4 protein-coding genes are annotated in these 7,164 nt (G+C 69.1%); all 4 read left to right on the forward strand.

Annotated features, from left to right (window positions below; translation table 11 throughout):
* The first annotated feature begins 364 nt into the window (after positions 1-364).
* The 4 genes from dnaA to recF all read left to right on the forward strand — a co-directional run bounded on the left by dnaA (position 365) and on the right by recF (position 6,884).
* Positions 365-2,506 carry a chromosomal replication initiator protein DnaA gene (gene dnaA / locus E1200_RS29185; RefSeq protein ID WP_131955297.1) on the forward strand — a complete coding sequence of 714 codons (2,142 nt, stop codon included), beginning with the start codon at positions 365-367 and terminating at the stop codon, positions 2,504-2,506.
* Positions 2,507-3,180: 674 nt separating this feature from the next.
* The gene (dnaN, locus tag E1200_RS29190; RefSeq protein ID WP_131955298.1) at positions 3,181-4,323 is read left to right on the forward strand and encodes a DNA polymerase III subunit beta; all 1,143 of its coding nucleotides are present in this window, start codon (positions 3,181-3,183) and stop codon (positions 4,321-4,323) included.
* Positions 4,324-4,600: 277 nt separating this feature from the next.
* Positions 4,601-5,521, forward strand: a complete 921-nt coding sequence (gene gnd, locus E1200_RS29195) for a phosphogluconate dehydrogenase (NAD(+)-dependent, decarboxylating) (RefSeq protein WP_131955299.1) — start codon at positions 4,601-4,603, stop codon at positions 5,519-5,521.
* 238 nt (positions 5,522-5,759) lie between these two features.
* Positions 5,760-6,884, forward strand: a complete 1,125-nt coding sequence (gene recF, locus E1200_RS29200) for a DNA replication/repair protein RecF (RefSeq protein ID WP_131955300.1) — start codon at positions 5,760-5,762, stop codon at positions 6,882-6,884.
* Positions 6,885-7,164: the final 280 nt, after the last annotated feature.

Consider the following 7,164-nt stretch of genomic DNA (forward strand, 5'->3'; position numbering starts at 1 on the left):
CGGCAGGACATGTTGCGGGGGGTGGCGCGCAGCGGTTAGGGTCGTCCGGGCGAGCCGACGCTTCTTCGACGACTCGACGATCTGGTGTCGGTATCTACCGCCCCCCGAACAGCCCCCGTTCAGAACCGCTCTCATCCCGGTCCGCCAAGGCCCGGACTCCTCCCGACCCCGCGCACAGAACCCGCCGTACGGGTTTTACACAGGGTGCCCTATGCCTATGCACAGCTTGTGGACAACTCTGTGGACAACTCGTGAGAGAGTAGGGCTTCCGCGTCGCGGCCGTGCCCTGTGAGGCCGTTCGCGGCCCGCGGGACGGACGGGCAGTCAGGTACTGCGACGAACGGAGGGGGAGGGGACCTTGCGCATGGACGGTCAGGATCTCGGATCAGTCTGGGCCCGCACCCTCACCGCCCTGGCCGAGAGTGATCTGTCTCCCAGTTACCGCGCATGGCTGCCGATGGTCCGACCGCTGGCGCTCGTGGAGGGCACGGCCCTTCTCGCCGCGCCGAACGAGTTCGCCAAGGACGCGCTGGAGACCCGGCTCCGCAACCTCATCACGCAGGCCCTGTCACGCGAGTTGGGCAGGGAGATCCGTGTCGCGGTCACCGTCCAGCCGGAACCGCCCGTAGCCCCTGGTACCGCGCCTGGCGCAGGCCCTGGGGCGGGCCCAAGGCCCGGGACGGGAGAGCCGCTTTCGGCTCCCATTCCTGGGGCCGGGCCCGGCGCCGGTGTGCACGACGCCACACCTTCTTACTCAGACCCCTACGGGGATCGTCCGCAGGACGACCGTGACCGGGACCGCTCCTACACAGAGTCCGGTTACGGCGAGCAGCAGTACGGCGACACGTCCTACACCGACCCCACGCGCGGTGATCCGCCGCGTGGCGACCGGCCGGAGCGGTCCGAGCGGCCGTTTCCGGAGCGGTCGTTCGGTGAGCAGGCGTACCGGCCTCAGCCGGGTGCCGGCCCGGGGCAGGGAGCGCCCGGAGGTTATCCACAGGCTGAGGATGACGACCGTGGTTCTTATCCGCCTGTGTCCCGTCCTCCCGCGTATGGCGCGGGGCCCGGGGGACGAGGTTCGGCCCCCTATGACGGGCGCGGCCCACAGGGCTACCCGGGTTTCGGAAACCAAGAGGAGTTCGGTGGGGAGCCCTCCGGGCGTCCACCGCGCTCGCATCTGAACGACCGCACGCTGGGTCCGCTGCGTCCGGGGAACGGCCGGGGCGGGGAGCCGGAGCACGAACCCCGGCACAGTGGAAGCGACCCACAGCGCGGACACGCCGAAGACACCTTCCCGGGGGGCGACCCGTCGTTCGGCGGTGGTGAGCAGCAGTACCGCGGTGAGGAGCCCTACAGGAGTGAGGGGTCCTTTCGGGACGAGGAGGGCTCCGAGTCCCGCGGGCCTGGGCCTGGGCCGGCGCCAGGGGGCGGGGGCGGCTCGTCCGGTTCGGGTCCCGTCGCGTCCGAGCACGCACGCCTGAACCCCAAGTACACGTTCGAGACGTTCGTCATCGGGTCGTCCAACAGGTTCGCGCACGCCGCCGCAGTGGCGGTCGCAGAGCAGCCTGCCAAGGCGTACAACCCGCTGTTCGTCTACGGCGACTCCGGCCTCGGCAAGACGCACCTCCTCCACGCGATCGGGCACTACGCGCAGAGCCTCTTCAACGGGGCACGCGTCCGCTACGTGAGTTCCGAGGAATTCACGAACGACTTCATCAACTCGATCCGCGACGGAAAGGCCGACGGGTTCCGCCGCCGGTACCGCGACGTCGACATCCTCCTTGTGGACGACATCCAGTTCCTTGAGGGCAAGGAGCAGACGCAGGAGGAGTTCTTCCACACGTTCAACACGCTGCACAACGCCAGCAAGCAGATCGTGATCTCCAGCGACCGCCCGCCCAAGGAGCTCGTGACGCTGGAAGACAGGCTGCGCAACCGGTTCGAGTGGGGGCTGACGACCGACGTCCAGCCGCCGGAGCTGGAGACGCGCATCGCGATCCTGCAGAAGAAGGCGCGCCAGGAGGGCCTGGCCGCGCCGCCGGACGTGCTGGAGTTCATCGCCTCGCAGATCGCGACGAACATCCGCGAGCTGGAGGGCGCGCTGATCCGCGTCACTGCGTTCGCGAGCCTGAACCGGCAGTCGGTGGACATGAAGCTCGCCGAGATCGTCCTCAAGGACCTCATCCCCAACGACTCCGGTCCCGAGATCACCGCGGCGATGATCATGGCGCAGACGGTCGAGTACTTCGGGACGACGATCGAGGACCTGTGCGGGCCGTCGCGCTCGCGGATGCTGGTCACCGCGCGGCAGATCGCGATGTACCTGTGCCGGGAGCTGACGGAGCTGTCCCTCCCCAAGATCGGGCAGCAGTTCGGCGGCCGCGACCACACGACGGTCATGCACGCCGAACGCAAGATCCGGTCGCTGATGGCGGAGCGGCGCGCCATATACAACCAGGTCACCGAGCTGACGGGGCGGATCAAGCACCAGGCCCGCAAGCGCTGACCGGCTCCTTTTGCACACTGTGGACAGACCTGCACGACGCCTGTGGACGGGCCCCGAATGCCTCGTCCACAACCCGCTCGCCCACCGAAACCGGCAAAAGGCGCGCATCCCCCGAGAGTCGAAGGCACTACTCACAAGTTGTGGAAAACTCTGGGGATTTTCGTGGATAACCCGGTGGGCAACCCCTGGAGAACCTGAGGATGAGCAGTGGACGGATGTGGACCGGCTGTGCACGAGCACCCGGTCACCTGGGGACAACCGGTGGACATCCCGTGGACATCCGGTGGACGAGCTGGGGACGGACCTGGGGAGGACCCGGCTGATCACACGTCCGGTGTACACAGGCCATCGAAACCACAGGCATACCCGTGGAGAACTCGTGGAAAACCGGGGGATGACTTGAGGACGACGTGTGGGGAAAACTTCGCCGTCCCCAGGCGCCGCCGCGCCGTCCACTCCCCATGCACAGGGCCGGTGGACAGAGAAACGCATCCTGACCTGCGAAAACAGGCTCTGTCCACACTATCCACCGCCCCTATGACTGGTACTGCACTACTTCTCTATCCAAGAAAAGATCCATCTCAAATCAGGGCCTGGGGAGAACCTGTCCCGAGCGCCCGGGCCGAGGCAGGATCACCTCACCGTTGTCCGACACCTGCAGGAGGCGGGTCCCCTTGAAGTTCCGCATCGACAGAGACGCCCTTGCCGACGCCGTCGCGTGGACCGCGCGTACGCTTCCCGTCCGTCCCCCGGTGCCTGTCCTCGCCGGCATGCACATCGTCGCCGGGGGTGAGGACAACAGCGACCGGCTGAAGCTGTCCGCGTTCGACTACGAGGTCTCCGCGCAGGTGTCCACGGACATCGACGTGGAGGAGGCGGGAACGGCGCTCGTGTCCGGACGTCTCCTCGCAGAGATCTCCCGCAGCCTTCCTCCACACCCTGTGGAGGTGACGACCGACGGCGCGAAGGTGATGCTGCGCTGCGGCAGCGCGAAGTTCACACTCCTCACCATGCCTGTGGAGGACTACCCGACCCTGCCGGAGATGCCGCCGGCCGCCGGGTCCGTGGGCAGTGACGAGTTCGCCGCCGCCGTGTCCCAGGTCGCCATCGCCGCGGGCAAGGACGACACGATCCCCATGCTGACCGGTGTCCGTGTGGAGATCGAGGGCGAGACCGTCACGCTGGCGTCCACCGACCGCTACCGGCTCGCCGTGCGCGAGATGCACTGGAAGCCGGAGCGCCCCGACTTCTCCGCCGTCGCGCTCGTCCCCGCCCGGACCCTCGCCGACACCGCCAAGTCGCTGACGGCGGGCGCGGAGGTGTCGATCGCGCTCGGCGGTGCGGGAGGCACCGGCGAAGGCATGATCGGTTTCGAGGGCGGCGGCCGCCGGACCACGTCCCGCCTCCTGGACGGCGACTTCGTCAAGTACCGGTCGCTGCTGCCGAGCGAGTACGCGGGCCTGGCCGAGATCCAGACCGCGCCGTTCATCGAGGCGGTCAAGCGCGTCTCGCTGGTCGCGGAGCGCAACACCCCGGTGCGGCTATCGTTCAGCCAGGGCGAGGTCGTTCTAGAGGCGGGGACCGGGGACGAGGCTCAGGCCGTGGAGGCCCTGGAGGCGTCCCTGGAGGGCGAGGACATCGACATCGCCTTCAACCCCCAGTTCCTGCTCGACGGGCTCTCAGCGATCGGCTCGGACGTTGCGAGGCTGTCCTTCACGACCCCGACGAAGCCGGCCGTCCTGACCGGCAAGCCGCCGCAGGACGGCGAGAACCCGAACTACCGCTACCTGATCATGCCCGTCCGGCTGTCCGGGTAGGGACGGGCTGTCTTCGAGGTAAGCCGCATATGACCCTTCTCGCCCTGCGCGGTGGCGCGCTCGCGGTGAGAAGGGATGACCTTCGGGCATGCACAGCTCTGGGTGCCCCTGGGGACGACGTCCACAGGGTCGCCTCCGCGCCCGCGCACGCGTGAGGATCAGGCAGGTGCGGTGAACCGCCGCGCGGTATCCGGCCGCGCGGCCGCAAGCCGTACGGTCCGGCAGGCGCGGGGTGGGACGCGCGTGGAGTTACGCACAGGAAGAGAGTGGGCTTTTCATGGAGCTTGGCATCATCGGCCTGGGCAAGATGGGCGGCAACATGGCCGAGCGGCTGCGCAGGGGCGGCCACACGGTCGTGGGCTATGACCGCGATCCCGACGTCAGCGACGTGGGCTCGATCCAGGAGCTGGCCGAACGGCTGTCCCCGCCGCGTGCCGTGTGGGTGATGGTGCCGGCAGGGCAGCCCACCGCGGACACTATCCACAGCCTGGGGGAAACTCTTCAGCCCGGCGACGTGGTCATCGACGGTGGCAACACCCACTATGTGGACGACCAGAAGCACGGTGATGCGCTGGCCGCCAAAGGGATCGGCTTCGTGGACTGCGGTGTCAGCGGCGGCGTGTGGGGCCTGGAGAACGGCTACGCGCTCATGGTCGGCGGCGACGACGACACGGTGAAGCGGCTGATGCCGATCTTCGAGACGCTCAAGCCCGCGGGGGAGTACGGCTTCGTCCACGCCGGGACGACCGGCGCCGGGCACTTCGTGAAGATGGTCCACAACGGCATCGAGTACGCGATGATGCAGGCGTTCGGCGAGGGCTACGAGCTGATCGAGGCCAGCGGCATCGTGACCCGCGTACCCGAGACGTTCCTGAGCTGGCAGGAGGGCACGGTCATCCGGTCGTGGCTGCTCGACCTCCTGAACCGGGCGCTCGCCGAGGACCCCGAACTGGACGACCTGCGCGGCTACGCCAACGACTCCGGCGAGGGCCGCTGGACGGTGCAGGCCGCCGTCGAGCACGCCGTCCCGCTGCCCGCCATCAGCGCCTCCCTGTTCGCCCGGTTCGCGTCCCGCCAGGAGGACTCCCCCGCTATGCGGGTCGTCGCGGCCCTCCGCAACCAGTTCGGCGGCCACGCCACCGAAACCGCCGCCGCCGGCGACTCCCCCGGCGCCGACGTAACCCCACCCCCGGTCTGACCCACCGCTGCACCGCCCGCCGGGAGCCGGTCCCTGACCACCTCGGTCATCTCTGGCCGCGCGCGCTTCCCACACTTTGGGCCGAGGGAGTTATCCACAATTTCCGTTGGCCCTTCCGGGCTGGGGCGGCTCGCGCGATCGTTGGGAGCGGTCGGTCGCCGGCAGGCGGAACGGCATCGGATGTGGACGGACGCGGGGGTGGCCTATGTGGCTGTGGAAGGCTCTACGCTCGTGTCTCGTGCACGTCGCCCACCTCTCCCTGCAGGACTTCCGCTCGTATCCGACCGCCGAAGTCGCGCTAGAGCCCGGGGTCACCACGTTCGTGGGGCCGAACGGGCAGGGGAAGACGAACCTGGTCGAGGCCATCGCGTACGTCGCCTCGCACGGCAGTCACCGGGCGGCGACGGACGCGCCGCTCGTCCGGCACGGCGCGCCGCGTGCGATCGTGCGCGCCGGGGTGGTGAAGGACGACCGCAAGGCGCTGATCGAGCTTGAGATCAACCCGGGGAAGGCGAACCGGGCGAGGCTCAACCGGTCACCGGTCCCCCGGCCGCGCGAGATCCTCGGAATGCTGCGGACGGTGCTGTTCGCCCCCGAGGACCTCTCGCTGGTGAAGGGCGACCCGGGGGAGCGCCGCCGGTTCATGGACGAGCTGCTGACCGCGCGGGCTCCGCGTTTCGCGGGTGTGCGATCCGACTACGACCGCGTCCTCAAGCAGCGCAATGCGCTGCTGAAGTCCGCTGCGGCGCATCGGCGGTCCCCTGGCGCGGAGGTGCTCGCGACTCTGGACGTGTGGGATTCGCATCTGGCGCGTACCGGGGCCGAGCTCCTGGCGGCCCGGCTGGGTCTCGTCGAGGCGCTTCGTCCGCTGGTCGTCCGTGCGTACGCGGAGCTGGCGCCGAGCAGCGACGCGGCCGACCTTTATTACAAGAGCTCGCTCGGGGACGTCGAGTTGTCCACAGACCGTGGACAACTCGCCGAGCAACTGCTGGCGGCGGTGGGAGAGTCGCGCAAGCAGGAGTTGGAACGCGGGGTCAGCCTCATCGGCCCGCACCGGGACGAACTCGTCCTGCGCCTGGGGGAGCTGCCGGCGCGGGGCTACGCCAGCCACGGCGAATCATGGTCGTTCGCGCTGGGACTGCGGCTCGGCGCGTTCGACCTGCTGCGAGCGGACGGCGACGACCCGGTCCTGATTCTCGACGACGTCTTCGCCGAACTGGACACGGGGCGGCGCGGGCGGCTGGCCGGGATGGTCTCCCCGGCCGAGCAGGTGCTCATCACCGCGGCCGTCCCCGCCGACGTACCGACCGAATTGACAGGGGGGTCCTATACCGTCTCCGACGGCAAGGTCGTCCGGAACTGATCGGCCTCCCCCGCAGAGCTGAGCCGGCCATGCCCGCCAAAGGGAAGCGCCGGGGAGGCGACCGTCCTTGCCAGGGGCGGTGTTGGAACCGACTGCCAGTGGAGCGGCGTAGAAGAGGGTGGGAGTCCGGCCTTCGGCGAGGGCGGACGGCGCACAGGGGTGTTACCTACCGGACGGAGGGGGCAACGCGTGAGCGGCGATCCACAAGATGTGCATAACTCCCCGGAACCCGATGTCGGTGCCAGTTCGGGTGGTGCCGCGTCGGCGGGTGCGTCGGGGG

This window comes from Actinomadura sp. GC306 (assembly GCF_004348665.1).
GTDB lineage: Bacteria > Actinomycetota > Actinomycetes > Streptosporangiales > Streptosporangiaceae > Spirillospora.